The sequence below is a fragment of the Hyphomicrobium sp. genome (assembly GCF_035572195.1).
Classification (GTDB): domain Bacteria; phylum Pseudomonadota; class Alphaproteobacteria; order Rhizobiales; family Hyphomicrobiaceae; genus Hyphomicrobium_B.
The window spans coordinates 1-22,130 of the sequence record NZ_DATNBA010000127.1 but is presented as its reverse complement, the minus strand read 5'-3'; the positions used below and the strand labels follow the sequence as shown (position 1 = coordinate 22,130).

The window sequence follows — 22,130 nt, the reverse complement described above, 5'->3', positions numbered from 1 at the left end:
GCATCAGCGCAAATTCGGCAATGCTTTGCCGAACTTGTTATTTGACCAGGACGCCCCACCTATTGGAGTATCGGGCGTCGTCGCGTGACTGCGCCGGCCGCGGTGATTTTGAGATGTCTTGCGCCGCGTCATCAAACGCTAAGGTCCCACGGCAAGCGTGGGCTCCGGTTCAAGGAGACCGCTATGAGCAAAGTTAGAGCTTTCCCCTTTCCTCAAATAGAATTGATGCCCGGCATGCTCCGGGGAACCCGGCTGATGTTCGGCTGTTGTCGTTGAGGCTCTGCCGAGCGGCGTGAGCCGCACACCGAACCAATTCACAATTCATTCACGAGAGGATGCCGGTCTCGACCGGCAATCGGAAAGCCATGTCGAAATCTTACGTTATTGAAGTCGGCGACGATCAGGCCGGCGTGATAATCCGCGAAGACGGCGAACACGAATTTCGCTTTCACGCGGCTCTCGACCAATACAATGCGCTTGAAGGCCGTCGGTTTGCGAACGCATTTCTGGCGGAGCGCGCGGCCATCGCCCATGCCGCGAGTCGGAAAAACCGGCGTCGCGCACCGAACGCTCCCACGGAGGTGCGGCTATGACGCGAAGCCATAGCTACTTCGTGCGGCTGAAGGGCAGGCCCAATCGGGTGAAGCCGCGGGCCGGCACGACAACGTCCGTTACGCTACGCCGGTCGCAGCCGGTCGAGCCCGAGGTTCCGAGCCGCGGAAACGAACGTGAGCCGATTTACTTTCTGGATCCGATCGGCCCCTCTTCCGAGTTCTGATCGCACATCACTCCCTACTCCCTGGACCTGCTCGCCCATCCTGCGAACAGGTAACTTGAGACCGGTGGACCGCATGGTCCCCGGTCTTTTTTGCTTGGTTATTTTTGCGGGCACGGTCTCAATGGACGCAGAAGCCGGGGATCTGGCGACGAGGCGAAAAACGGCTTCTTCAGTTCAACATTCGCTAGCTCAAAATTAAAACAGGATCGAAAATGCGTCTTAGCATCCTCAGCGTATTCGTGACATTTATTCTCGTTCTCTTCGCGCGTACCGCTGCTGCGGAAATAAGCAATACGCCGCCTTGGCAAGATAGCTTCACCGTTCGTCTCGAAGCACTCGCGTTACTCGAAACTCTGAATGCCGATCTTCTGAGCCACGACAGCGCTACGCTGACGCTAGACCGCTGGTGCGGCAACCACCGACTAGCCCCCTCGGCTCATATCGTTGCCGAACTTATCCATGGTGCCGATCAGGCGCCGACGGCGGAGCAACGCCAGCTGCTCGGCGTGACTTCCTCGGAGCCGATCCGCTATCGCAAAGTGCGTCTTAGCTGCGGTGATCACGTTCTTTCAGAAGCGGATAACTGGTACGTGCCTAGCCGGTTGACGCCGGACATGAACAAGCTGCTTGAGACAAGCGATACGGCTTTCGGGCGAGCCGTGCATGCACTCAATTTCCATCGGCGGACGCTTTCGGCAAAACTGCTCTGGTCGCCATTGCCGCAAAACTGGGACATGGGCGCGCCACTTCCCGAGCCGCATGAATCCAATCTCGCGATCCCGCATGCGGTGCTGCAGCATCGCGCTGTGCTAGCGCTTCCAAACGGGACGCCTATTAGCCAAGTGGTCGAGACATACACATCGGAGGTATTTGCTTTCCCCCAGCCGCAAGGCGCGCGCGGCGCCACGTTGCCTTAGGTCAGTGGTGCGGACGGAGGGATTCGAACCCTCACGAGGTCACCCTTAAGTCCTGAAATTTTTCAATGCGTTCTAGGCTCATTATGGATTCAAGACACCCTATTACAGTTCAATACGTTAGTTGAAATGTCCTAACACCGCGAACATGAGATTCCGTTTATTACGGACCGCATCTTTAACCTCGGCGACGTCGCCAAGCGCGCTCTGGGTCGAAAACAGGGGGGCGCAACGCGATGAACTTCATCGCTGGCCTGCAATCCTCTTCCGACCCAGTGGACGAAGCGTCCCTGAAACGGATCGAAGCCCTCTTCCGAAGTCGCGCTATTCTTCATTTGCGCCGAGCATCGGGGTCACGCGCCGAAGCAAAGCCAAGCGCCTAAGCAGGTTTTGGGTGTCGTCACTTTGCACGCCGTCTGCGAGGAGTGACACGTCGTCATACTTGAGCCTTCTTCGCATTTCGTGTGGACCGGGCCCTTGCCCACGCGGCCCTGCCCATAGATGACGTTTGCAAGGCCATGCGTCGAGAAGAGCACGGCGATATCGTGGGTCATAGCTTCGCCGACCGCTCCAACCTTGACGCAATCAGCCTGAGCCGTCGCCGAAAGTGCGCAGATCACCGCCGTGGCGGCTAAGCCAAGTTTCAAAGAACGCATTTGCCCCTCCAAAAAATGATCTATCCCGGTCTGGAAACTAGTTGAGCGCGTGGCCCTCGACAACAGAATCAGCTTGCTGCAAGCCGGTTCTCCCGAAAGGAACCGGAAAGCGTGCCGCATTTGCCACCCATCCGGCGGCCCGTAGAGCTCGACTCATATTTGGTGCGGACGGAGGGACTCGAACCCTCACGAGGTCACCCTCTCAGGATTTTAAGTCCTGTGTGTCTACCGGTTCCACCACGTCCGCGCCGACGGACCTTATGGCCGGTCATCGGCGGAAGCGCAACAACGGCGCGCCTATCGCCTGGCATGGATGGGCAGTTGCGCCGGTCCCGTCCGCCTCGGCGAAGCAACTGCAACCGAGGATTTTTTTCAGGTACCGCGATCAGCAGTTGGCGGCGATGCCTCCGCCGGGGCCGTGCCGAACACACTCCGCGCCTTTTTCATCAGCGCCAACAGTTCATCGGGTTTGTCGACCTCGATCGTATGGGGATATTGCGGATCGGATCCGACCAGCTTGTCCGAAACGTTTCCCTCGGAATCGATAAACAGCGTGCGCGGAACATACGAGCCGTCAGATGAGAAGGCTCCGTTGAGTTCCTTTTCCGCATCGGCATCGACCAGGATCATCACGAAATCGCGCGATGCGGCGACGATTCCGGGATCCTTGAAGACCTCGCGGAAGCGTTTGCATACCGGGCACCACGTCGCGTGAAAAACCATGATAACGGGGCGGCCGGTCTTCGATGCTTCGTAGATACCCGAGCGAGAATCTCGCCAGTTGATTTCGGCGCCGTTCCACAGTTCGGCGTGATCGGCGGTGCGCGCGGAGGCCGCCAGCGGGATGGCGAGAAAAAGACAAGCGGCGCAAATGATCGAACGAAACATGCTTCCGGTCTCCGGGATCAATGGCGACCTTTGTCCCGCTAATACGTGGCGAAGACAAGCCGGGTTGCGATTGCGATTGCGCTTAATGGATTAACTCGGCGTTAGGTCACTTGCGCGGTTTTCATCCGGTTCTGGTACGCCTGAAGGTGAACGTAGGCGATTTCGAGCAACGGCGTCGGCACGCTGTGCTCCCGGCCGCGCCGGATCAGATCGCCGACGATGTGTTCGGCCTCAATCTGGCCGCCGCGCTGAATGTCGCGCAACATGGACGCCGAAATTTGCGATTCCGGGTCCGTGAGCGTCGGGCGCACGATTGAGAGCGCCACCGATCTCGGAGGATGATCGCTTGCGGTGGCCACAGCGGCGCATTCATCGAGCATGTTCGAGATCAGCTGGGCGCCGGTATCGGTTCGAACGATCTCACCGATTGATGCACGCATCAGACATGTCGATCCGGCCAGCGTCGCGAGCAGAACCCATTTTTCCCACATCGCACCGATGACGTCGTCGGAATGACGAGCCTCGAAGCCGCCGCGCGACAGTTCTTTGTGAAGGCGCGCCGCGCTCTCCTGCTGGTCGGGAACTCTGGCTCCCTGTGTCAGCGACGCGAATGGGCTCATATGACGGATTCGGCCGTCGTCTTCGAGCACGACGCTGATGTGGCATGTACCGCCCAGCACGCGCTTCCGGCCGAAGGCCGCATCGAGATCATCAAGGTGCTTCATCCCGTTGAGCACAGGCAGAACCAGCGTCGCTTCGCCGACCGCAGGGCGGATCGCTTCGATCGAGGCGGCGAGGCCATAGGCTTTGGCGCTCAGAATGACCACGTCGAACGGGCCCCTAAGTTCGTCTTGCGTGATCGCGGCGACGGGCGTGCTGAAATTACCGAGCGGACTTTCGATCTTCAGTCCATCGCGGGCGAGTTGTTCGCGCCGCTTCGGCCTCACGAGAAAAGTTACGTCGACGCCTGCCTTGGCCAACAGGCCGCCGAAGTATCCGCCTGTGGCGCCGGCACCAAGAATCAAAATTCGCATCGGCAAGAGCCCCGTTCACTATAGTGGTAGAGAAAACTTCCTAATCCGATCGACTAGAGCCTGCCAGTTCAATTGCGGACTTGGTCAGAGCGCAGTGACGCAGATGGCGATCGGCAGATCGCTCACGCACGTTGGCGATCGTGTGTCTGAACCTTCACGCTTATCACTCGGCTTCACGCGTTCTCACAAATCGCAGCAGATAGAGCACACCATGTTGTTTGGCATCATGCAGCGAAGGCGCTTACCTCTATTGCATGAAGCGGACCGGCTGACCGACCCGCAAAAAATTCAGGATTGATTGGAGTTCGTATGATCCGCACACTTGCACTTTCCACCCTTGTCGCAGTCGGTTTCGCATTTCCGGCTTTGGCTGAAGATGCTCCTGCATTCAACGCTGCGCAGACAGCGGCCTTCAGCGGCGAGCTTCAGAATGCGGCCGCCGCCCAGCAGGCGCGACTGCAGCTTTCTCGCGAAGGCTATACCGGCATTTCGCCCCTCGACCGCGACGAAACCGGCCGCTGGGTCGGTACAGCGACGAAGGACGGCAAGATCGTCTTCGTTGCAGTGATCCTGCCACCGCACGGCACTCACCAAGCGACGACCAACTGAGGTCTAGGCTCGGAAATAGCTGAAAGCGCGTCAGCGTTTCTTCCCCCGACTCCGCTGACGCAACTCGGCGCCCGCCAACCTCGGTAGGGCGCCGTTTTTTTGTCCCTGACTGTCATCCGGGCCGAAGCGCAGCGGAGAGCCGGGAGCCAGAATTACCAATTCGCTGTTGCAGTGCTGTCCACTGGGTCCCGGGTCTCGCAAGTGGGCTCGCCCGGGATGACAATACTTGCCTAAGCCTTTTTCACTTCCGGCGCGACGACTCGGATTGAAAGCTCGCGTAATTGCTTCGGCGAGACGTCGCTTGGCGCGCCCATCAGCAAATCGTTGGCCTGCTGGTTCATCGGGAAGAGCGCAACTTCACGCACGGTCTTGCCGCCCGTCAGCAGCATCACGATGCGTTCGACGCCGGCTGCCATGCCGCCGTGAGGGGGCGCGCCGTACTGGAAGGCGCGGAACAATCCGCCGAAGCGCTGCTCGACGATTTCGGGTCCGAGCCCGGCAACGCCGAAGGCTTTGATCATCACGTCGGGCTTGTGATTGCGGATGCCGCCCGACGCGATTTCGTAGCCGTTGCAAACGATGTCGTACTGATAGGCCTTGAGCTTCAGGCGTGCTTCATCAGTGGTGGCTGCATCGAGTGCCTCGCCACCGCCTTGCGGCATTGAGAACGGATTGTGCGAGAAGTCGATGCGCTTTTCTTCCTCGTTCCATTCGTAGAACGGGAAGTCGACGATCCACGCCAACGAGAACTGATCTTCCTTGACGAGCTTCAACTCTTGGCCAACGCGGTCGCGCGCCAGTCCTGCGAATTTGTAGAAGTTTGCCGGATTTCCCGCCGCGAAGAATACCGCGTCGCCGTTCTTCAATCCGAGTTGCGCTTTGATGGCGCTGGCGCGTTCGGGGCCGATGTTCTTTGCGACAGGACCCGCGCCACCTTCCTCACCTTCGCGCCAGAAAATATATCCGAGGCCGGGTTGGCCTTCGCCCTGAGCCCACGAATTCATCCGGTCACAGAACGCACGCGAGCCGCCCGTCGGCGCGGGGATGGCCCAGACGCGCACCTTAGCGTCTTTCTCGATCATGCCGGCAAAGACTTTGAAGCCCGAGCCCCTGAAATGCTCGGTGACGTCCTGCATTTCGATCGGGTTGCGCAAGTCTGGTTTGTCGGAGCCGTACTTCGCGATCGCCGTGTCGTATGGAATACGCGGCCAGTTGTTTGTTACCGGCTTGCCGCCGGCGAATTCTTCGAACAGGCCGGTGATGACCGGTTCCATCGTCGTGAAGACATCGTCCTGCTCGACGAAACTCATTTCGACATCGAGCTGATAGAACTCACCCGGAAGGCGGTCGGCGCGCGGGTCTTCATCGCGAAAACACGGCGCGATCTGGAAATAGCGGTCGAAACCGGAAACCATCAACAGTTGCTTGTACTGCTGTGGCGCCTGCGGCAGGGCGTAGAACTTGCCCGCATGAATTCGGCTCGGCACGAGGAAATCGCGCGCGCCTTCGGGGCTTGAAGCGGTCAGGATCGGCGTCGGGAATTCGTTGAAGCCGGCATCGTGCATGCGCCGCCGTATGGCACGCGTGATCTCGAGCCGTTTCATGATGATGGCATGCAGCGTCTCGCGACGCAGGTCGAGGAAACGATACTGCAGGCGCATGTCTTCGGGATATTCCGGTTCGCCAAAGACCGGAACGGGCAACTCCTTTGCCGCCGAAAGCACTTCGATCTCGTTAGCGTAGAGCTCGATCTCGCCTGTTGGAAGCTCGGTGTTGATCGTCCCCGCCGGCCGGTCGCGCACTCTACCGTCGATCCGGACGACCCACTCCGAACGCAACAATTCGGCCGCCTTGAACGCGGCACTATCCGGGTCGGCGACGACTTGCGTCAGGCCGTAGTGATCCCGAAGATCAATGAACAGAACGCCGCCGTGGTCGCGCACCCGGTGCACCCAGCCCGACAGACGGACGTTGGCGCCGACGTCGCTCTTCCTGAGCGCGCCGCAGGTATGCGAGCGATAACGATGCAGTTTAGCCTCGGCCATTGCCGGAAACCCTTCGATCGAAATGGGCGGAAATCGACGCGGAAAAGCGCATGTGGCCAGCCGAAAGTCAAGGTTATGGGCCGGATGCTTTCATCGGCGCGAGCCCTCATAAGCCATCAACTGCGGTCCTTGAGCGACGGCTTGGTTTCTACGCGGACGCTTAATCAAAAATCTCTCCCAACCGCGACCAAGCTGATGGCGACAAGGCTCAGCTCTTGCGCTATAGGCGTGCTTCGATGCAGATGATTACGACCACTCCGGAATTGGCGGCGCTTTGCGAAACTCTCGCCAAAGGCGATTACGTCGCTGTCGACACCGAATTTCTGCGTGAGCAGACGTTCTGGCCCTTGCTTTGTCTTGTCCAGCTTGCCGGACCCGATGCCGAAGGTGTCGTCGACCCGTTGGCGCCCGGTCTCGACCTCGCGCCATTCTACAAATTAATGGCCGACAGCTCGACGGTCAAAGTCTTCCACGCGGCGCGCCAAGACATCGAAATTGTCTTTTTCAAATCGGCGGTCATGCCGACGCCCGTCGTCGACACGCAGATCGCTGCAATGGTTTGCGGTTTCGGAGACAGCATCAGCTACGTCAATCTCGTGAAGAAAACGACCGGCGTCGATCTCGACAAGACCTCGCGCTTTACCGACTGGAGCCGGCGGCCGTTGTCGCCGAAGCAGCTCGACTACGCGCTGGCCGACGTGACGTATCTCAGAAACGTCTACGAGCATCTGAAGCAAATGCTCGAGAAGACGGGCCGTACGCCGTGGCTGCAGGAGGAGATGGAAGTTCTCATCAATCCTGCGACCTACGACACTAGCCCCGAGAATGCCTGGCAGCGTTTGAAGCTGCGTGTCAAAAGCCGCAAGTCTCTCGCCGTTCTGATCGAGCTCGCCGCCTGGAGGGAACGCCTCGCCCAGTCGCTCGATGTACCGCGCGGCCGCGTGCTCAGGGACGACGCGCTCTACGACATCGCCAATCAGGTTCCGGCGAGCGCCGAAGCACTTGGGCAACTGCGCACGCTGTCCGACGGTTTCGCCCGCTCGCAGCGCGCCAAGGAAATCATCGACGTCGTAAAGGCCGGTCTGGCCCGCGATCCCAAAACGCTGCCGCAAATTCAACGCAACGAAGCTCTGTCGGCCGAGGCCAGCGCAACGCTCGAACTCTTGAAGGTGCTTTTGAAAGCCGCCGCCGCCGAACACGGCGTAGCACCAAGGATCATCGCCGATTCCGATGATCTCGAGCAGCTTGCGACGTCAAATCACGCCGGCATTCTGGCGCTGCAGGGCTGGCGCCGGACGCTCTTTGGCGATGCCGCGCTGAAGCTCAAGCGCGGCGAACTGGCGTTGACGCTCGTCAATGGCGAAGTCCGCGCCGTGCCGGCGGCCCCACCGGACTGACGCTCTATCCTTTCCTTGCACTCAATGGCCGGGCTTGACCCGGCCTTGACGTGATTGGTTGAATACTCGAACGCCGCCGCGGCTATTTGCGTCCCGGATCGTAGCCGTGCTTCTGGCGCCATTCCGAGAAGAAATACGACAGGCTTTCGTCGATCTCAGGCGGCACAATGATTTTGACGGTCACGAGCTGATCTCCAACCGTACCGGCCTTCGATCGCACGCCCTTGCCTTTCAAGCGAAAGGTCCGTCCCGAACTCGTGCCCTTCGGGATCGTGAGCTGCACGCGCCCGGTCGGGGTCGGAACCTGGACCCGGCCGCCGAGCACGGCTTCGTCAATCGTGATCGGCAGTTCCAGCAGGATATCGTCGCCGTCGCGCTTGAAGTCTGCGTGCGGACGGACCTTGATTTCGACCAGCGCATCGCCGTGTTCGGCGCCGGGGCTGCCAGGTGTGCCTTTGCCCTTCAGCCTCAAGACCTGACCATCGGTGACGCCTTCGGGGACAGCTAGGTCGAGCACACCGCCATCGGGCAACGTCACGCGCTTTTTTGCGCCGAGCACGGCTTCGAGAAAATCGACTTCCAGTGAGTAGCGGAGATCCTGCCCGCGAACGGCAAAGCCGCGGCCCTCCCGACGGCCAGATTGGCTAGCTCCGAAGACGTCCGAAAAAATGTCGGAAAAGCTGTAATCATCAAATCCGGCACCACCTGGGTGTCCACCGCGCGGGCCGCCGCCGCGCGCCTCGGCACCACGCCTGGCTCCCGCTGCCCGCCCCCACTGAGGCCGGCGAGGATCGCCTTTAGCGTCAATTTCGCCGGAATCGTATTGCCGGCGCTTTTCCGGATCGCTCAGAATATCGTTGGCGGCGGTGATTTTCTTGAAGCGTTCCGCGGCGGCCGAATTATTGGGATTGACGTCGGGGTGGTTGGCTTTCGCAAGTTTGCGAAATGCGCTGCGGATTTCATCCTCGGTGGCGCGGCGCGAGACGCCAAGAATGTCGTAGAGGTCTTCCGCCATAGGCTATCTTGATCCTGCGAGCTGTCAGAGCAGACTACCAGAAATTCCCGCGCCACAAGCGAGGCGTATCGCGTCTTTAACCGCTAATCCTGATATCGAACTTTTTACCGATCAAATCGGCAAGCGTTCCGAACCGGCGCCGCAGCCGTTCCCCATCGAGCGCAGCATAGTGCCGCGGCAGAGTGAGGACCAATTTGCCGTTTTCGTAGGAAAGCGGGGTCTGGTCGATGATTCCGGCCATGCCGATCGACAACATATGGGCTGCCCTGATGGCAGCGCCGACGATGCGGGCGCGCCGCTGCACCCGTTTGCTAACAAGGCTTCGCAGCCGCTCGGACAGCTGTTCGCCGTTATCTTCCGGCTCGTGACGATGGAAGACAGAAAGCGCCAAAAAGATGCGGCCCTGGTGATCGACGCCGCCAAGACCCGCATGGGCAATCGTATTGACGCTTTGCTCGCCGCGATAATCGGGATGTGCCCGCCAGCCGACGTCGGATAGCAAACAGGCCGCATACCGCAGACGGCGTTCGTCCGCCGTCTCCTCGAATTCCGGATTGGCAAAGAGCTCATCGGTCCACCGACACAACTCCCACGCATGTTCGACAGATCGGGAACGCAACGCCGCATAGTCTTCGCAGAAACTGATGAGCGGATCGCGGATTTTCTCGTGCGGCGGCAGCAAGCTATAGATCAAGCCCTCACGAATACCGAAGACCGAGAAGACGACCTGACGCGGCTGCATGCGCCGAAGAAGACGATCAAGAACGATTGCGCCAAACGGCAGCACTTCGCGCCTCGCCCGCGCGACGCCAGCGATGCCCGGAATGTCGAGCGGCTTTTTCGCTTTGCGAAACTGTTCGCAAAGATCGAGTGCCTCCGCGGTGGAGAGCCGATAGCCCTGCATCACCCGCAATGGATAATGGATCTGGTCCATGTGCATCTTGGCAAGCGACCGCCAGGTGCCGCCGACGGCGTAGAACGTCCGCCCCTTGCCATTGGCGAGCCATGGCAGGTTCGCCAGCGCACTGTCGATAACGTCAACCGCGCGCTCGATCTTGTTGCCTGTGCTATCGATGAGACGCAGGCCCCCGAGCGGCGCCGTCGCCGCTTCTTTGAGCCGGTCCTGCACGATGTCGATCAGCTCCAGGCTGCCGCCGCCCATATCGCCGGCAATGCCGTCGGCATCGATGAAGCCCATCATGATGCCTTGGGCCGCCAATCGCGCTTCCTTTTCGCCGGACAACGTTTCTATCGAGACACCGAGCACGCGTTCGCCACGTTCGATAAATTCGCGGCCGTTCTGAGCGTCACGAACGGCGGCCGTCGCGATCACTCTCAAATTCTTGACGCTCAGGATGTGGGCAATGACATTGAAGCGTGCCAAGGCGGCCATCGCGCGCTCGACGGCTTCGCTGCTGAGGCTGCCGGTCGAGGCAACCGATCGGCCTAGGCCGCAGAGAACCTTCTCATTGAAAACCGGTGTCGGTGCGCGCACGGCGCCTTCGTATACGACAAGGCGCACCGAATTCGAGCCGATGTCGATGACACCGATCGGCTCCATTTCCGCGGTGCGTTCATTGGCACCCGAGACTTCTTTCCATCGCGTCAAGCGGGCGCCCCAGCTCTAGCCCAGCTGGCGGAAGCGCGGGGGGAAGTGCTCTTTGAGAGATTGCCCGCGACCTGAAAGCGAAGGGTTTATCATGAAGTACTTGTGAGCGTTGAAAGCTTCCTCGCCCGGACCCGGTTGTAACCGTGTCGAGCTGCCGTCGGAGTTGATCCGCCAGCTTTGTTGGTTATCTCTCAAATTCGCTACCATGATCTGGTTCAGCACTTGCTCGTGAACGGTCGCATTCTTGATAGGTGCCATCGCTTCGACGCGACGGTCGAGGTTGCGCGGCATCATGTCGGCCGAGCTGATGTAGACGGCGGCGTTGGGAGAAGGCAAGGCCTCGCCGTTCGCGAAACAGTAAATGCGGGCATGTTCGAGAAAGCGTCCTATGATGCTTTTCACTCTGATATTGCTCGAAAGTCCCGGAATGCCAGGGCGCAAACAGCAAACGCCGCGCACCACGAGATCGATCGGCACACCGGCCTCGCTGGCATCGTAAAGCGCTGTAATGATGTGCGCATCGACGAGTGCATTCATCTTCATCCAGATGCCGCTCGGCCTTCCGGCCTTGGCATTTGCGATTTCTTCGGCGATGTGGGTCATGATCAGATGGCGGATGCCGTGCGGGCTTGCGGCCATACATTCGAGTTCGGCCGGCTGCCCGTACCCTGTGACGAAGTTCATCATCCGCGAGACATCGCGGGCGATCACCGGATCGGTGGTGAAGAGCGACAGGTCGGTGTAAATGCGTGCCGTCTGCGGATGATAGTTTCCCGTGCCGATATGGCAGTACGTCGTCAGATCGCTGCCCTCGCGCCGGACGATGAGCCCGAGCTTGGCATGCGTCTTGAGTTCGGTGAAGCCATAGACGACGTGAACGCCGGCGCTTTCCAGGTCGCGTGCCCAGCGGATATTCGCCGCTTCATCGAAGCGTGCTTTGAGCTCGACAACCGCCGTGACTGATTTACCCGCCTCGACGGCTTCTTTCAGCGCTTGAATGATGGGACTGTCGCGCGACGTTCGATAGAGCGTCCACTTGATCGCCATCACGTTCGGATCGGCAACGGCCTGGCGCAAGTATTGGACGACGACGTCGAAGCTTTCGTAAGGATGGTGAACGACGATGTCCTTATTGCGCACAGCGGCGAAGCAATCGCCGCTGAATTCGCGAATGCGTTCGGGAAAGCGAATATTGAACGGCTTGAAGAGCAGATCGGGCCGGTCGGCGACGATCAGCTGCGAGGTGTCGGCAAGGGCGAGGATACCGTCTTTGACGAAGACGCTTTCTTCGCGAACCTCGAGCTCGCCAACGACGAATTTCCGCAAGCGGTCCGGCATTCGCGCTTCGATCTCGAGGCGGATCACGTTGCCGCGCCGGCGCCGCTTCAATTGACTTTCATAGGAGCGGACAAGGTCTTCGGCCTCTTCCTGCAATTCGATATCGCTGTCGCGCAGCACGCGAAACGCACCCTGACTTTTTATGTCGAAGCCCGAAAACAGCTCGGTTAGAAACATACCGATGACGCTCTCGAGCTTGATGAAACGGATTTCCTTGGGCTTGCCAGCATCGGCCTCGAGGCGAATAAACCGATCGAGCTGACCGGGTATCGGGATAAGGCCGTTCATCGTCTTGCCGTCGGCGGGGCGGACCATCTCGACGACGATCGTCAGTCCCTTGTTCAGAATGAACGGAAAGGGATGCGCAGGATCGGCGGCTATCGGCGTCAAGATCGGGAAAATGTGCGTCAGGAAAAGCTGCTCGAGCCGGGCGCGCTGACCGGGGGTCACTTCGTCGCCCTGCAGCACGTGGATGCCGGTGCCGGCGAGTTCCGTCTTGATCGTCTGCCAGATGGCCTGCTTGTCGGCCACGAGACGAGCGGCGAACTTGTTGATCGCAGCAAGCTGCTGCATTGGCGTCAAGCCGTCCTGAGACAGCGTTGAGATGCCGGCACTAACCTGGCCGTACACGCCGGCGGCGCGAACCATGTAGAATTCATCGAGATTGGCGGCGGCAATTGAGAGAAATCGCAGGCGCTCGAGCAGTGGATGCTGCTGGTTGCTGGCTTCTTCCAAAACGCGATGATTGAATTGCAGCCAGGACAGCTCGCGATTGTAAAAGCGGTCCGGTCCCTGCGGCACGGATTGAATATCCGCTTTGATGTTCGTTCTGCTCTTTGCCGATGCCATGTTGGTAGGTGGCTCCAAGAGTCGACTGGGGACTTCTGCCTTCTGCGTATTTCTTTACACCTAAATGACAGCCGAAACACAAACCGGCCTGGACGTCTTAGTACCCCAATCTATCAAGCGCCGCAGCCGCGACCGCCCGCGTCACGCGCTTCTGAAGCACGAGCGCTTGACGATCTGCCTCGGCCACCAGTCGTTCCGCCGCCGACATCGAGCGCTCCATCCGAACCAGCACGTATCCGATGACGTGCGGCTCGACGCTGAGCTGGCGGTCGGCAAACAACTTCACCAGCACGGCGCGAAGGAGGGCATCGTCGGGTGCCTCGATCGACGCAAGCGGCAATGCCTTGAGGCGGGACATAAGGTCGGGAAGCGCAACAGAAAGATCGCCCGGCGCGATGTCCGTCGTCAACAGAATCTGCAGGCGTTGTTCGCGCACCAGATTGAGAAGGTGAAAAAGCGCCGCCTCATCGTTGAGGTTTTGGATGTCTTCGATGATTGCAGCGCCGGCCGAAGCGATGGCCGGAACATCGTCGCGTGAAATTTGCGAGGCGTCGAACACGGTGGCGGCGGAGCGCAGCAGCCAGACATTGGCGAGATGCGTTTTGCCGCTGCCTTTCGGACCGACAAGAACGGCGGCGCCAACCGGCCAGTCGGGCCATCGATCGACGAGCGCCACTGCGGCGGCGTTCGAATCGGACACGAGAAAGTCCTCGCGCCCGAGCGCTGCGCGATGTGGAAGTTCAAAGACAAGTTGTTCCGGCGCTGACGGCATGGGGCGTGTCAAGGCTTATCCTTTCGCGCTCTCGCTGCCTTGATAAACCGATGACTCAAGATAGGTGCGAAGCGCGAAGCGTACGAGCACGCCGATTGCGGCAGAAACCGGCACCGCCACAAGTAGCCCTAAAAATCCGAACAGATAGCTAAAGGTCAAAAGCGCGAAGATCAGCCAAACCGGATGCAGTTCAATTTCCGAACCGATGATATTTGGCGTCAGAATACCAGACTCGAGCGCCTGACCGGCAAGCATGATGCCGACGATGATCGCCACCTGCCAAAGATCCGGCCAGAACTGGATCGCCGCCAGTACCGTCGCAGCGATCGCGCCGAGCGACCAACCGAAGATCGGAATAAACGACGCGAGGCCCGTCAGCGATCCCACCAGCAAGCCGTACTCGAGCCCGGCAACGCTCAGGGCCGCGGCGTAATACAATGCGAGGATCAAGCAAACGGCACCTTGGCCGCGAATGAAGGCCGACACCCGACTGTCGATTTCTAGAGCGAGCGCCCGTATCTGATCGGCATTATCGCGTGGCAACCAGGAATCGAGTTTTGCGATCATTTTCGGCCAGTCGAGTAGAGCGTAAAAAAATACAAGCGGCGTCACCAGAAGAACGGAAACGAAGTTGAATGCCGCGGACCCCTTGTTCCAGACGCTCGCGGCGAGGCCGGTCAACATGGACGGCATGGCCGAGCTGAATGACTCCAGTGCCGTCCTGACGGTACTCTCGGCCTGTGGATAACGGCCGCCGAGATACTCTCGGGCACTATCCTCGATTAAAACTCTGAAACGCGCGATCTCTCGCGGCGCCGCTTCAATCAGTCCCGCGGCCTGCTGCGCGAGGATCGGGACGACAAACACCAGGGCAAGCACAATCAGGCATGTCGAGGCGGCCAGCAACAGAATGGCCGACGCCCAGCGCGGCAGTCCGGCACGAGCCAAAATATCGACCAGCGGATTGAAAAAATAGGCGAGCGTCATGCCCAGCACGAAGGGCAAGAGAACCGGCGCCAGAACCTGGACGAGATAAACGAACAACAGGGCGCTCGCCGTCCAGAACAGCGCATGGCGCTCGAGTTGCATCAGTCTCAGCCCTCAAAATATCGCTACGACAACGATAGCATGCGCCAGGTCATTCAGGTATTGGAGCCCGCCGATTCATAGAGCGTCATGTGGCGGAGCCACACGCGTAAATATGCAATGAGCGACGCCACCGTCGTCACGGCAACGAGCAGGTTGAGAAGCTGTACGGGACCATTGAGCATCAGCACGAACGCCTCGTCGGCGAGCACCGTCGCGGCGAGCACGATCTGGGCGACGGTATTGATCTTGCTGACCGCCAGAGGTTTCATCGGAGTCGGGTGGCCGAGCAGCCAAGACAGTACGACGGCGATGACGATCAGCACGTCGCGCGACACCACCGTGATCACGAGCCATGACGGTAAGCGGCCGGTTACGCCGAGAGCGATGAAGATGCAGACGATCAGCAGCTTGTCGGCGATCGGGTCCAAATAGGCACCGAGCTCGGTCTCCCAATTAAAGCGTTTCGCAAGAAAGCCGTCGACGGCATCGGAGATACCGGCAACAACAAACACCAGAAACGCCGCTTTGAGCTCGCCGGTCAGGAGTAGCCAAAAAACCACAGGTACGAGGATGACCCGGCCGAGCGTAATGAGGTTGGGAATGCTCACGCCGGCCTGATCCTGTCCATTTGTATCCCGCCTCTTCGAGGTCGCCCGTATTTCAAATAAGGGCGCGAACCTAACCTCGGACGGTTCGTCCCGTCGAGCACAACATCTTCCCGGCTGGGTCAGCGATCATCTTACGGCTTCGTCGTGGTCGGAAGGATCGCTGGGATTACAAATAACTTCGTTTATTATCAATAGTTTGGACGAAGAACCCAGCCGCCCGAAGTGTTTGCAAGACTTAAGCCGCGAGCGCCCAGAGCATCAGCCAGGCCTCTGGCGCCGCCCGGGAACCGCAGCGATACGTCGGCATCGCGGTCCGAGACGGTAGCAATTTCGAGGGCATCGACGCCCGGCGTGTCGAGGAGCTGGGCGCGGATCTCGTTCCATTGCCCGGGATCGACGAATGACGCCGTAAACCGCACCACTTCGCCTCCGGCACCCGTCGAGGCCGACCAGACCGGCGCGCCGGTCGATGCCTGTTGTGCAGGCCCAGATTTGATCGCCTTCCAACGGCCTTCGAGCACACCAAGCGCAATGACGGCTGCAAGCTCGGATGTGTACCCGAGGTCGCCGTTCGTCATGCGGTAGGTGCGTTTCAGAAGCAGAGGTCCGACAGCATCCTGTCCTGCGAGCGTTACGGTCAACTTCTTCGCCACCATATCGGGCTCGGCGACCGCCATGACGATGAGCTTGGTGCCGTACTCGTCATTGAGAATGCGCAATCCGTTGCCGTCTCCGGCGAGCAGCATGCTGACGGTATCGGCGTGGATCTCCGGCTTCAGGTCTTGCACGGTAACGGGCGTGATCGTGTGCTTCAGGTCGAGGCCGGTCCAGGCACGGCGCCACAGCCCCGTATCGTTCGTCACGGCTGGCGGATTGCCCTGAAGCAGCACCGTGATCAACCCTACCGGCGGCGCCTGCTCATCGACGAACGGGATGCTTTGACGCGACAGCTCGGCGCGAACGGCATCGGCCTGAAATGAGAAATCGAGGTTCGCGAGATAGTCGGTCGCGGAGTTTTTCTCCGAACGGACGGTGACTCCCGATATGAGATTTGCGGCTTTGATATCCTTAACGCGCGTCAGCTGCTTGTAAGCGGTGACCGGCACGATGCGTTTCAAGAGCGAGCGGAATGCCGCCTGCTGACCGTCGGCGAGCGCCTGCTGTTTTGCGGCGACGGCGTTGGCGGCGGTCGCATCGACGGGATAGTTCGCAATCGTGTAGGCGCTATCGGCGCCGGCTGCGAAGGCCAATCCGGCGCAAAGGTGCGCGGTGGCCATCCAAACCCAAAGAACGATTGCGAGCGAGCGTCTCGCGTGCACGGCATGCCTCATCGTTGCATTATCTGGACACGCATGGCTCGATGCAGCATGAGCCTGCGTTGCCCTCACCTCTCGGGGCTGCTACGACCCCCATCCCGGGTTGGCAATGGGGCAAAAGTGAGTTTAACGGAACCAATGTCTCACATGACCGCCCGCAAAGGTGTGGAGACGTTCATCTCACATCCTCATCATGCGAGGTTTGATGCCCTCCGCCAAAGATAGCCGATCAAAACCGATTACCTACGCCGGTGCGGGTGTCGATATCGACGCCGGGAACGCACTGGTTTCCGCGATCAGGCCGCTCGCCAAGGCGACGAGCCGGCCCGGCGCCGATGTCGATCTCGGCGGCTTCGGCGGCTTGTTCGATTTGAAGCGCGCCGGCTTTCGCGATCCGATCCTCGTCGCGGCGAACGACGGCGTCGGCACGAAGCTCAAGATCGCAATCGATACGGGCCGTCATTCGACGATCGGCATCGATCTTGTCGCCATGTGCGTCAACGATCTCGTCGTGCAGGGTGCCGAACCGCTATTTTTCCTGGATTATCTTGCGGTCGGAAAGCTCGACGTTGGCGCGGCGCGTGACGTGATCGCGGGCATTGCCGAAGGCTGCAAGCAAGCTGGCTCGGCGCTGATCGGCGGGGAAACCGCCGAGATGCCCGGCATGTATAAGACGGGCGATTACGATTTGGCTGGTTTTGCCGTCGGCGCCGTCGAGCGCAACGAGGTTCTGCCGCGCCCCGACATTGCCATCGGCGACACGCTGATCGGCCTCATGTCGTCGGGCGTCCATTCAAACGGCTACAGCCTCGTGCGCAAACTCGTCAGCCACGCCGGACTCGATTGGAGCGCGCCGGCCTCTTTCGCTTCTGGCAGAACGGTCGCCGAAGCACTGCTGACGCCGACGCGGATCTACGTCAAACCCGTTCTCGCTGCGATCCGCGCGACCGGCAGATCGGGACCGAATGGAGCCATAAAGGCGCTGTCGCACATTACCGGCGGCGGCCTTTCGGAAAATCTACCGCGCGTCATGCCGAAGGACGCGGCGGCGCGGATCGACCTTTCGTCGTTCGAGGCGCCTGCCGTGTTCGGCTGGCTCGCGAAGACCGGCAACCTAGATGACGCCGAAATGCTGCGCACGTTCAATTGCGGCATCGGCATGGTCGTCGTCGCTGCAAAGTCGCGGACGCAAGAGGTGCTGGCGGCGCTGAAAGCCGAGGGGGAAGCGCCGCTCATCATCGGCGACGTCATCCCGCCGACTGGTGAAAAGTCCGAAGCCAAGGGCAAGGGCGAAGCGTGGGCGGTGAAGTACGACGGGCGATTGGGGTTCGCTTCGAAAGGCGATTGATAGCGTCCGTCGGCGATCTTGCCTTGAGCCGGCGGAGCCAGCCTCGCAAATTGATCTGCTGGCCAATCCACCAAGCCTTTCGTTTGGGGGCGCGACCGCACTCGCGCGTCCGTGGTTGCTCGTGCTAGATGCGCGCCATGACCACGAAAAAGCGCACCGCCATTTTGATCTCCGGCCGCGGCTCGAATATGCAGGCGCTTGCCGCCGCAGCGTGTGCCGCCGACTATCCGGCAAAAATCGTTCTCGTCGTCTCGAACCGTCCGGACGCGGCGGGGCTGCAATGGGCGAAGGCGAACGGACTCGCGACGTTGGTCATCGACCATAAGGCCCATGCCTCGCGCTCAGCCTTCGAAGGCGCGCTGCAGCAGGCCCTCGACGCGGCAAAGGTCGAACTCATCGCGCTTGCGGGCTTCATGCGGTTGATGACGCCGGCGTTCGTCGAACACTGGCGCGACCGCATGATCAATATCCACCCGTCGCTGCTACCGAGCTTCAAAGGGTTGCATACGCACGAGCGGGCGCTGGAGGCAGGAGTGAGGATCGCCGGGTGCACCGTGCACTTCGTTAGAACCGAGACGGACACCGGCCCGATCATCGCCCAAGCGGCCGTTCCGGTGCTCAGTAGTGACACTGCGACAACACTCGCGGCCCGCGTGCTCGAGGCCGAACACAGAATTTACCCTATTGCCTTAATGCTTGTGGCTTCGGGTCGCGCTCGTTGCGAAGGGGAAAAGGTTATTATCTCTGAGCGTGTTACCGACTTGGGATCACTCTTTTCGCCCGGCGTTTGAGTGGAAAGTCACACGCCGGTTACCCTGCGCTGGCCGTCGCATGGACAGCCACCCCCTAAGCCATGATATTTCTCATGGTTCCGGAGTGGGAGTCCGGCAGCCTGGAACGTCGAATGCAGCTTTGGAAGCTGTCCGAAAGCGCGACCGTCGCTTACATCTGCGCGGCCCCGCTGATCCCGATGGAGAGACACGGTAATGGAAACCACCGCCAGCCACACTCTGGGCCTCGGCGAGGAATCGAGCATCTGGTTCAAGCTGACGCCGCTACTGCGCGGCGACCCAGACAATCCGATGCGCATCCTGATGCACATGATGGAACGCTATGGTCCGGTGTTGCCGGTCAACATGGCGAACCAACGCGTCGTGCTGGTTTCGGAACCGGAATACTTCAAGCATGTGCTCGTCACCAAGGTGGACAACTACGTCAAATATTTCGACGGGCTGAGGCCTATCTTCGGCAAATCGATGATCACCAATGACGGCGCGCTCTGGCAAAAGATCCGCATGCCGCAGCAGCCGGCGTTTCATCCCGACATGTTCGCCGAATACATTCCGTACTTCCTGAAGGCCATTGAAGCGAAAATGGCGATTTGGTCCGATCTCGCGAAATCAGGCGAGACGGTCGAAATGGTCGAACAGACTTGGACGCTCGCGGCCGACATGATCTGCAAGGCACTGTTTGATCGCGACATGCCGTTCAACCCGCACGTCGTGTTCAAGTGCGTGAAGACCTACACAGATGTGATGAACCATCGTGAGATCCGCCTCAGGAAGCAGGCGGGTGAAATCTTCGAAATGACGGACGAAGATACGGCGAAGGCCATGAAAGTCTGGGCCAGCGTGCCGCCAGCCGTCATTTCCGCCGATCCGCGCGAAGAACGCGAGCGCACGCTTCTGAAAATGATCGAGGCAGCGGTCGACGATCCGGCTGTGCCGGAATTCGATCGTCAGCAAGCCGTCGACGAGTTGAAGCAATATCTTTGGGCCGGAACGGAAACGACGGCGCTGACCCTTGCCTGGGCGCTCTATGAAACGTCACGGCGTCCCGAGGCGGTCGAGCGCATCCGCCAGGAAGGCGAAGCGGTCTACGGCAACCGAGCACCGACGGCTGCCGATTATTCCGGTCTCGCTTACACGCGGGCCGTGATCCAAGAGACGATGCGCATTTATCCGCCCATCTGGGGAATTATCCGCGTCGCAACGGAGGCCGACGAAATCGGCGGCGTCAAAATAAATCCCGGCGATCGCGTCACGCTTTTCGCTTATGGCGCGCACCACAATCCGAAGTTCTGGGAGAAGCCGGAAGAGTTCGTGCCGGAACGCTGGATGGCCGGCAATGCCAAGAAGCACGTGAAGTACAGCTACATTCCGTTTGGCGCGGGAAAGCGCGCGTGCATCGGCGGCGCCATGAGCCAGGTCGAGAACACGCTGGCGCTGTCGATCCTGCTCCGTCGCTTCCGACCGGAATACGCAGGCGATGGTCCGCCACGTCTCAATGCGACGGTGACGCTGACGCCAAAGGGCGGCCTCAAGTTCCGCATCCGGGAGCTGAGCTAATACAGCGCGGCCGCGATGGATGTCCGTCAGGCTCACCACACAAAATGACGTGACCGCCGTATAGGGCCGATGGGCGTGTCTTCGGCGGGCGAGTTAGGTGTGACTTAGACGGATGCCAGCCTCAGAAAATCATTCCAAACATTTGTCTTTTAGCGGATTATCCACAGCCTTTTTCGCAGCGCACCAATGCCCGATCGCCACGGAAATGCTCAGTTAACTGCAAATCGGGTTGTAGATCGCTCGCATGTGCGAGACAGGTTCATGTGCAGCCAAGGTTAATGCTGTCATATTCTCAGCACGTTAATGGATCAGTAAGGATTTACAGCGTCAGTTTGTTTTTGTGATTTCCCCCGTGCACTACAACTCCAGGAGACCCCCGTCATGGAGTCGGTGAAAACAGTAGTTCTTGGTAAGTCCGTTTTTCTACTGACAGGTGCGAAACCATACAAAAAGAAAGGCCGCGCCTTGAGCGGCCTTGAAGTCGAATCTCCTGAGAAGCTGCTTGAAACCGCGCGCCGTAACCCTGATGCGGTTGCATTCGGTTTCGTTGCGGGCAGCTGGGTTGCCGCGGCTTAGGCCACCCCCAGTCCTGATCCAAATCATACTGGGTCGCGCGTCGTGCGCGGCCCAGTTTTTTTTGGCCAAGCCGCCGAGAGGCCTTGCCTCAGCTCGCGAAAAGGTCCGGTCCAAACGTCAGATCCGTGAAGCCCGGTTTGACGCCCAAGTCCGTCAACAGCGCATGAACCTGCCCGCGATGATGCGTCTGATGATTGAAAACGTGCGTGACGACGAGTGCCGGGGCGACATCAGCTCGCGTCCGGCTGAGGCCGAATACCAAGCGAGATTACCCTCGAGCCCCGACGCATTGAGACCGTTCGCCCAGTCCTGAATGATCGCGTCGGAACGGCGGCGCTCTTAGGCCAGCCGTTCCCAGTCGTCGAACATCGTCAATCCGTCCGCAATCGATTTGCGGCCGGTCGAGGCGCGGCGCGGCGCCCCACCACATCAGCCACGTCTGTCGGCCCACAAGATGTGGTTGATCGTGGCGTGGATCGAACCGAAAAAGGCGCCCCGATCCTTCTTGCGTGCCGCATCGGTCAGGCGTCCAGCGGCGTCGTACACCCGCCTGTTCTGCCAAGCGCTATAACGAGACATTGTTTGAACGTAGGAGACAGAGATCATGCGGGTCTCTTAGTAGCGAGGCGACACACCTGAACTCGCCACACTCAGCAAGCGAATTGAAGCGTGTTCAGCCGACGATTTCGTCGGGGCGGAAATTCAGGCCAATTTCGCGATCAGCGGCGGCGGCGCTGTCGGACCCATGCGTCGAATTCGCGCCCTTCGATTCAGCGAAAAGCTTACGAACAGTGCCTTCCGCAGCCTCTGCCGGGTCGGTCGCGCCCATGACTTCGCGGTACTTGGCTATGGCGTTTTCGCCTTCCAGAACCTGCAAAACGACCGGGCCCGATGTCATGAATTCGACGAGTTCGCCGTAAAATGGCCGCGCCTTGTGTTCT

The 22,130-nt window shown here is 59.9% G+C and carries 23 protein-coding genes and 1 tRNA gene; 8 read left to right on the top strand and 16 right to left on the bottom strand.

Annotated elements, in window-relative coordinates; genetic code table 11:
- Positions 1 to 314: 314 nt before the first annotated feature.
- Positions 315 to 533, bottom strand: coding sequence for a hypothetical protein (locus VN623_RS13650; protein ID WP_414653205.1), 219 nt, complete (start codon positions 531 to 533; stop codon positions 315 to 317).
- A 56-nt stretch (positions 534 to 589) separates the two neighbouring features.
- Here VN623_RS13650 and VN623_RS10640 point away from each other — a divergent pair, with 56 nt between their 5' ends.
- On the top strand, positions 590 to 778 hold the full coding sequence (locus VN623_RS10640; protein WP_325570870.1) for a hypothetical protein: 189 nt from the start codon (positions 590 to 592) through the stop codon (positions 776 to 778).
- 212 nt (positions 779 to 990) lie between these two features.
- The gene (locus tag VN623_RS10635; protein ID WP_325570868.1) at positions 991 to 1,695 is read left to right on the top strand and encodes a hypothetical protein; all 705 of its coding nucleotides are present in this window, start codon (positions 991 to 993) and stop codon (positions 1,693 to 1,695) included.
- A gap of 350 nt (positions 1,696 to 2,045) precedes the next feature.
- Here VN623_RS10635 and VN623_RS10630 read toward each other — a convergent pair whose 3' ends face one another.
- The 4 genes from VN623_RS10630 to panE form a co-directional block, all read right to left on the bottom strand.
- Complete coding sequence (locus tag VN623_RS10630; protein WP_325570866.1) at positions 2,046 to 2,348, bottom strand: hypothetical protein; 303 nt, start codon at positions 2,346 to 2,348, stop codon at positions 2,046 to 2,048.
- A gap of 160 nt (positions 2,349 to 2,508) precedes the next feature.
- Positions 2,509 to 2,595 (bottom strand) — tRNA-Leu (locus VN623_RS10625).
- Positions 2,596 to 2,720: 125 nt separating this feature from the next.
- On the bottom strand, positions 2,721 to 3,236 hold the full coding sequence (locus VN623_RS10620; RefSeq protein ID WP_325570864.1) for a thioredoxin family protein: 516 nt from the start codon (positions 3,234 to 3,236) through the stop codon (positions 2,721 to 2,723).
- A 101-nt stretch (positions 3,237 to 3,337) separates the two neighbouring features.
- Positions 3,338 to 4,270 carry a 2-dehydropantoate 2-reductase gene (gene panE / locus VN623_RS10615; RefSeq protein WP_325570862.1) on the bottom strand — a complete coding sequence of 311 codons (933 nt, stop codon included), beginning with the start codon at positions 4,268 to 4,270 and terminating at the stop codon, positions 3,338 to 3,340.
- Positions 4,271 to 4,579: 309 nt separating this feature from the next.
- On the opposite strand from panE, the gene VN623_RS10610 reads away from it, so the two are divergent.
- A complete protein-coding gene (locus VN623_RS10610) occupies positions 4,580 to 4,879 on the top strand; it encodes a hypothetical protein (protein WP_325570860.1) in 300 nt (99 codons plus the stop codon).
- Between the two features lie 230 nt (positions 4,880 to 5,109).
- On the opposite strand, the gene aspS is transcribed toward VN623_RS10610, so the two are convergent.
- Positions 5,110 to 6,909 (bottom strand): aspartate--tRNA ligase, encoded by a 1,800-nt coding sequence (gene aspS, locus VN623_RS10605; RefSeq protein ID WP_325570886.1) that lies wholly within the window; start codon positions 6,907 to 6,909, stop codon positions 5,110 to 5,112.
- Positions 6,910 to 7,160: 251 nt separating this feature from the next.
- Here aspS and rnd point away from each other — a divergent pair, with 251 nt between their 5' ends.
- On the top strand, positions 7,161 to 8,321 hold the full coding sequence (gene rnd, locus VN623_RS10600; RefSeq protein ID WP_325570858.1) for a ribonuclease D: 1,161 nt from the start codon (positions 7,161 to 7,163) through the stop codon (positions 8,319 to 8,321).
- A gap of 82 nt (positions 8,322 to 8,403) precedes the next feature.
- Here the strand turns inward: rnd and VN623_RS10595 are convergent, their stop codons facing one another.
- The 7 genes from VN623_RS10595 to VN623_RS10565 all read right to left on the bottom strand — a co-directional run bounded on the left by VN623_RS10595 (position 8,404) and on the right by VN623_RS10565 (position 16,920).
- The gene (locus VN623_RS10595; RefSeq protein WP_325570856.1) at positions 8,404 to 9,336 is read right to left on the bottom strand and encodes a J domain-containing protein; all 933 of its coding nucleotides are present in this window, start codon (positions 9,334 to 9,336) and stop codon (positions 8,404 to 8,406) included.
- A 76-nt stretch (positions 9,337 to 9,412) separates the two neighbouring features.
- Complete coding sequence (locus VN623_RS10590) at positions 9,413 to 10,945, bottom strand: Ppx/GppA phosphatase family protein (protein ID WP_325570854.1); 1,533 nt, start codon at positions 10,943 to 10,945, stop codon at positions 9,413 to 9,415.
- A gap of 15 nt (positions 10,946 to 10,960) precedes the next feature.
- Positions 10,961 to 13,132, bottom strand: coding sequence for an RNA degradosome polyphosphate kinase (locus tag VN623_RS10585; RefSeq protein WP_325570852.1), 2,172 nt, complete (start codon positions 13,130 to 13,132; stop codon positions 10,961 to 10,963).
- Between the two features lie 97 nt (positions 13,133 to 13,229).
- A complete protein-coding gene (locus VN623_RS10580; protein WP_325570884.1) occupies positions 13,230 to 13,904 on the bottom strand; it encodes a DnaA ATPase domain-containing protein in 675 nt (224 codons plus the stop codon).
- A gap of 15 nt (positions 13,905 to 13,919) precedes the next feature.
- Positions 13,920 to 14,993, bottom strand: coding sequence for an AI-2E family transporter (locus tag VN623_RS10575; RefSeq protein ID WP_325570849.1), 1,074 nt, complete (start codon positions 14,991 to 14,993; stop codon positions 13,920 to 13,922).
- A gap of 53 nt (positions 14,994 to 15,046) precedes the next feature.
- Positions 15,047 to 15,601: a CDP-alcohol phosphatidyltransferase family protein gene (locus VN623_RS10570; RefSeq protein WP_325570847.1), complete on the bottom strand. Its 555-nt coding sequence runs from the start codon at positions 15,599 to 15,601 to the stop codon at positions 15,047 to 15,049.
- A 188-nt stretch (positions 15,602 to 15,789) separates the two neighbouring features.
- Entirely contained in the window at positions 15,790 to 16,920 is a 1,131-nt protein-coding gene (locus VN623_RS10565) for a DUF2066 domain-containing protein (protein WP_325570845.1), read from the bottom strand.
- Positions 16,921 to 17,122: 202 nt separating this feature from the next.
- On the opposite strand from VN623_RS10565, the gene purM reads away from it, so the two are divergent.
- The 4 genes from purM (at position 17,123) to VN623_RS10545 (ending at position 21,189) form a co-directional block, all read left to right on the top strand.
- Entirely contained in the window at positions 17,123 to 18,265 is a 1,143-nt protein-coding gene (gene purM, locus VN623_RS10560; RefSeq protein ID WP_325570843.1) for a phosphoribosylformylglycinamidine cyclo-ligase, read from the top strand.
- A 128-nt stretch (positions 18,266 to 18,393) separates the two neighbouring features.
- The gene (gene purN, locus VN623_RS10555) at positions 18,394 to 19,056 is read left to right on the top strand and encodes a phosphoribosylglycinamide formyltransferase (RefSeq protein WP_414653203.1); all 663 of its coding nucleotides are present in this window, start codon (positions 18,394 to 18,396) and stop codon (positions 19,054 to 19,056) included.
- Between the two features lie 195 nt (positions 19,057 to 19,251).
- A complete protein-coding gene (locus tag VN623_RS10550; protein WP_325570839.1) occupies positions 19,252 to 20,613 on the top strand; it encodes a cytochrome P450 in 1,362 nt (453 codons plus the stop codon).
- Positions 20,614 to 20,994: 381 nt separating this feature from the next.
- A complete protein-coding gene (locus VN623_RS10545; protein ID WP_325570837.1) occupies positions 20,995 to 21,189 on the top strand; it encodes a hypothetical protein in 195 nt (64 codons plus the stop codon).
- 88 nt (positions 21,190 to 21,277) lie between these two features.
- Here the strand turns inward: VN623_RS10545 and VN623_RS10540 are convergent, their stop codons facing one another.
- The 3 genes from VN623_RS10540 to VN623_RS10530 form a co-directional block, all read right to left on the bottom strand.
- Positions 21,278 to 21,451, bottom strand: a complete 174-nt coding sequence (locus tag VN623_RS10540; protein WP_325570835.1) for a DinB family protein — start codon at positions 21,449 to 21,451, stop codon at positions 21,278 to 21,280.
- A 167-nt stretch (positions 21,452 to 21,618) separates the two neighbouring features.
- Positions 21,619 to 21,768, bottom strand: coding sequence for a DinB family protein (locus tag VN623_RS10535; protein ID WP_325570882.1), 150 nt, complete (start codon positions 21,766 to 21,768; stop codon positions 21,619 to 21,621).
- A 94-nt stretch (positions 21,769 to 21,862) separates the two neighbouring features.
- On the bottom strand, positions 21,863 to 22,130 hold a 268-nt coding region (locus tag VN623_RS10530; protein ID WP_325570833.1), incomplete at its 5' end, for a nucleoside-diphosphate kinase.

Coding starts and splice junctions, on each gene's coding strand:
- VN623_RS10580 (WP_325570884.1), bottom strand. CDS start 13,904: ATGCCGTCAGCGCCGGAACAACTTGTCTTTGAACTTCCACATCGCGCA.
- VN623_RS10595 (WP_325570856.1), bottom strand. CDS start 9,336: ATGGCGGAAGACCTCTACGACATTCTTGGCGTCTCGCGCCGCGCCACC.
- VN623_RS10640 (WP_325570870.1), top strand. CDS start 590: ATGACGCGAAGCCATAGCTACTTCGTGCGGCTGAAGGGCAGGCCCAAT.
- VN623_RS10635 (WP_325570868.1), top strand. CDS start 991: ATGCGTCTTAGCATCCTCAGCGTATTCGTGACATTTATTCTCGTTCTC.
- VN623_RS10630 (WP_325570866.1), bottom strand. CDS start 2,348: ATGCGTTCTTTGAAACTTGGCTTAGCCGCCACGGCGGTGATCTGCGCA.
- purM (WP_325570843.1), top strand. CDS start 17,123: ATGCCCTCCGCCAAAGATAGCCGATCAAAACCGATTACCTACGCCGGT.
- VN623_RS10550 (WP_325570839.1), top strand. CDS start 19,252: ATGGAAACCACCGCCAGCCACACTCTGGGCCTCGGCGAGGAATCGAGC.
- VN623_RS13650 (WP_414653205.1), bottom strand. CDS start 533: ATGGGCGATGGCCGCGCGCTCCGCCAGAAATGCGTTCGCAAACCGACG.
- VN623_RS10610 (WP_325570860.1), top strand. CDS start 4,580: ATGATCCGCACACTTGCACTTTCCACCCTTGTCGCAGTCGGTTTCGCA.
- VN623_RS10620 (WP_325570864.1), bottom strand. CDS start 3,236: ATGTTTCGTTCGATCATTTGCGCCGCTTGTCTTTTTCTCGCCATCCCG.
- purN (WP_414653203.1), top strand. CDS start 18,394: ATGCGCGCCATGACCACGAAAAAGCGCACCGCCATTTTGATCTCCGGC.
- panE (WP_325570862.1), bottom strand. CDS start 4,270: ATGCGAATTTTGATTCTTGGTGCCGGCGCCACAGGCGGATACTTCGGC.
- VN623_RS10545 (WP_325570837.1), top strand. CDS start 20,995: ATGGAGTCGGTGAAAACAGTAGTTCTTGGTAAGTCCGTTTTTCTACTG.
- VN623_RS10585 (WP_325570852.1), bottom strand. CDS start 13,132: ATGGCATCGGCAAAGAGCAGAACGAACATCAAAGCGGATATTCAATCC.
- VN623_RS10535 (WP_325570882.1), bottom strand. CDS start 21,768: ATGTCTCGTTATAGCGCTTGGCAGAACAGGCGGGTGTACGACGCCGCT.
- VN623_RS10575 (WP_325570849.1), bottom strand. CDS start 14,993: ATGCAACTCGAGCGCCATGCGCTGTTCTGGACGGCGAGCGCCCTGTTG.
- rnd (WP_325570858.1), top strand. CDS start 7,161: ATGCAGATGATTACGACCACTCCGGAATTGGCGGCGCTTTGCGAAACT.